This is a genomic window from Actinomycetota bacterium (assembly GCA_035540895.1).
Lineage (GTDB): Bacteria > Actinomycetota > JAICYB01 > JAICYB01 > JAICYB01 > DATLFR01.
Genome location: DATLFR010000040.1, coordinates 1 through 3,017 on the forward strand (window position 1 = coordinate 1; position 3,017 = coordinate 3,017).

Sequence of the window (3,017 nt, forward strand, 5' to 3'; positions counted from 1 at the left end):
CCTCCCAGCGCTCCCCCGCCTCCGCCGAAGACGTCGGAGAGCCCGGTCCCGCGACCGGAATGCAGCAGGATGAGCGCCATCAGCAGGAGCGAGACGATGACGTGCACGACCACGAGGGCCCAATCGATCATGGCCGTATCCTACCCGTCTGCGCTCACCCGCGGGCCATCTCCACGAGCAGGGGGAGCACCTGCACCCCTCTCAGGTGCCCGAGGGAGCCGTCCGCGGCCGCCGCCTCCGAGTACAGGGTCACGCCGTCCGCGCTGATGCCGGGCCCGGCCACGACGAGGGGGACGGGGTCGGCCGTGTGGGCCTTGCGCACACAGGACGTCGAGTGGTCGGCGGTGACGGCCAGGACCGTGTCCGGGTCGAGCTCGGGCAGGACGGTCCCGAAGTAGCCTTCGTCGATGGCGGCGATGCTGTCCCGCTTGTCCTCTGCGCGCCCGTCGTGGGCGGGGACGTCCGGACCCTTGATGTGCACGTACAGGCCGTCGTACCCCCCCAGCGTCTCGAGGGTCTGGGTGGCCAGGCGGGCGTACGCGTCGGGGTCGGTCCCCGACGCGGACACTAGGACGGGAGTCATCCCGGTGACCCTGGAGATTCCGATCTCGACGGGCATCTCGGCGAAGCAGGCCCAGTCCATCCCGAAGCGCTCCTTCAACGACTGGACGACCGGGATGTGGTCGCCGGCGTCGCGCACCAGGACGATGTTGGCGGGCGGTCGGTTGCGCGCCGACCGGGCTGAGTTCACCGGGTGGGAGCCGAGGACGTCGCGTGACGCCTTGCTCCACAGGTTGGTGAGCTCCGCGGCCAGGACGGCCCCCCCGTCGGTCGGATCGAGCGCGCGCGCCTCGAGCGGGTACGGGTCGAAGGTCTCGAGCGCGACGCCGAGCGCCCCACGCCGCTCGTAGGCGGGGTCGGTGTTGGAGATCTCTCCCGACATCGGCCGGGCCGCGCGCAGGTGCAGGACCCCCCGGTGCTCCGAGGTCGCCTTGAAGGTCGCCGACCCGCCCTCGAGCGAGACCGCCTCGTTGAGGGCCTCGGCGAGCGCCCGCGCCTCGTCGTCGGAGAGGTCCCGGCCGGCGCGGCGGTCGACGATCGTGCCTCTCTCGTCCACGGTCGCGTAGTTGGCGCGCCAAGCCACGTCGCCGTCGCGCATCTCGATGCCCGACCCGAGCGCCTCGAGCGGACCCCGCCCGGCGTGCTGCTTCTCGGGGTCGTACCCCAGGATCGAGAAGACCGCTATATCGGACTCGGGAGCGATATCGGGGGCCACCGTCGTCACGAGACCCGAACGTCCCTTCGCCGCGATCGCGTCGAGGTTGGGCGTCCGGGCGGCGGCGAGGGGGGTGCGTCCGTCCAGGCTCGGGACCGGGTCGTCGCCCAGGCCGTCCAGGATCACGTACAGGATCTTGCGTGGCATGTCAGAACCTCACGATCATCGCGAACGACCTCGGGTCCAGGGAGGCGCCCCCGACGAGGGCGCCGTCGATCTCTGGCTGGGCCATGAACGTGGCGATGTTGCCCGCGCTCACGCTCCCCCCGTACTGGATGCGGATGCCCTGCGCCGCGCCGTCGCCACCCACCTCGGCGAGGACGCGCCGTATCGCTCCGATCGTCTCGTTCGCCTCCTCGGGGGTGGGCGTTCGACCGGACCCGATGGCCCAGACGGGCTCGTACGCGACGACGAGCCGGGCGAACTGGTCCTTCGTGAGGCCGCGGAGGCCGTCGCGGACCTGCTGTCCCACGACCTCCTCCGTGCGTCCGGTGTCGCGCTCGTCCGCGGTCTCGCCGACGCACACGATCGGGATGAGGTCGTGGCGGTAGGCGGCCTGGACCCTCTTGTTCACGGTCTCGTCGGTCTCCCCGAAGTAGGTCCGGCGCTCCGAGTGCCCCACGATCACGTACCGGCAGTGGAGAGACGCGAGGAACGCCCCTGATATCTCGCCCGTAAACGCTCCCTCGTCCTCCCAATGCAGGTTCTGCGCCCCCAGGTCTATCGGGATGTGGTCCTCCTCCAGTACGAGCTGGACCGTACGGAGGGCGGTGAACGGAGGACAGACGACGACATCCGCCCTCTCGTAGTCCTTCTCCCCCAGCTCGTAGGAGAGCGTCTGGACGAGCGAGAGCGCCTCCGTGTGCGTCTTGTTCATCTTCCAGTTGCCGGCGACGATCGGCTTGCGGGTCATGCGCGGTCCTTTCCGTGCTCCATCAGCGCCTCGATCCCCGGGAGGCTGCGGCCCTCCAGGAACTCGAGCGACGCGCCCCCGCCCGTGCTCATGAAATCGACCTCGGCCTCGAGGCCGACCGAGGCGAGCGCGGCCGCGGTGTCCCCCCCGCCCGTGACCGTGTACCCCTCACAGATCGCTACCGCTTGCGCCAGGGCGCGCGTGCCCATGGCGAACGCGAGGTTCTCGAAGACCCCCATCGGGCCGTTCCAGAACAGCGAGGCCGCATCGGTCACCACATCGGCGAAGCGCTTCGAAGAACCGGGGCCGATGTCCAGGCCCATGGACCCCGCCGGGATCGCGTCGACGCCCACGCGCTCACCGTCCTGGGCCTGGGCCGAGTCGGCCACCACGACGTCGGTCGGGAGCATGATGCGCCCGTCCGCCTCGGCGAGGACCTGGGATACCTCGTCCAGGCTGGCCTCGTCGACGAGCGAGCGTCCGACGTCGTGTCCCTGCGCCCGCAGGAAGGTGAAGCACATGCCTCCTCCGACGAGGATCCGGTCGGCCCGGCCGAGCAGGTTGCGCACGACCCCCAGCTTGTCCGCGACCTTGGCTCCCCCGAGCACGACCACGAAGGGCCGGGGTGGGTCGTTCAGGAAACCGCTGAGCGTGTCTATCTCCTCCGAGAGCAGGAAACCGGCGCACCCGGGGATGCGCTCCGGGATGCCGACTATCGATGCGTGGGCGCGGTGCGAGGCGCCGAAGGCGTCGTTGACGTAGAGGTCGCCCAGGGAGGCGAGCCCCCCCGCGAACCCCGGGTCGTTGGAGGTCTCCCCGGGGTTGAAC

4 protein-coding genes are annotated in these 3,017 nt (G+C 70.6%); all 4 read right to left on the bottom strand.

Features of this window, described 5'->3' with window-relative positions; translation table 11 throughout:
- A partial coding sequence (secG, locus tag VM840_02275) for a preprotein translocase subunit SecG (GenBank protein HVL80402.1) occupies positions 1–131 on the bottom strand: 131 nt, incomplete at its 3' end.
- A gap of 23 nt (positions 132–154) precedes the next feature.
- Positions 155–1,423: an alkaline phosphatase family protein gene (locus VM840_02280; protein ID HVL80403.1), complete on the bottom strand. Its 1,269-nt coding sequence runs from the start codon at positions 1,421–1,423 to the stop codon at positions 155–157.
- 1 nt (position 1,424) lies between these two features.
- A complete protein-coding gene (gene tpiA / locus VM840_02285) occupies positions 1,425–2,189 on the bottom strand; it encodes a triose-phosphate isomerase (GenBank protein ID HVL80404.1) in 765 nt (254 codons plus the stop codon).
- Positions 2,186–3,017, bottom strand: an 832-nt coding sequence (gene pgk / locus VM840_02290; GenBank protein HVL80405.1) for a phosphoglycerate kinase, incomplete at its 5' end; no start/stop codon positions are given. The genes pgk and tpiA, both read right to left, overlap by 4 nt.

Bases quoted from the DNA above. Each gene is read 5' to 3' on its own strand.
- tpiA (HVL80404.1), bottom strand. From the start codon at position 2,189: ATGACCCGCAAGCCGATCGTCGCCGGCAACTGGAAGATGAACAAGACG.
- VM840_02280 (HVL80403.1), bottom strand. From the start codon at position 1,423: ATGCCACGCAAGATCCTGTACGTGATCCTGGACGGCCTGGGCGACGAC.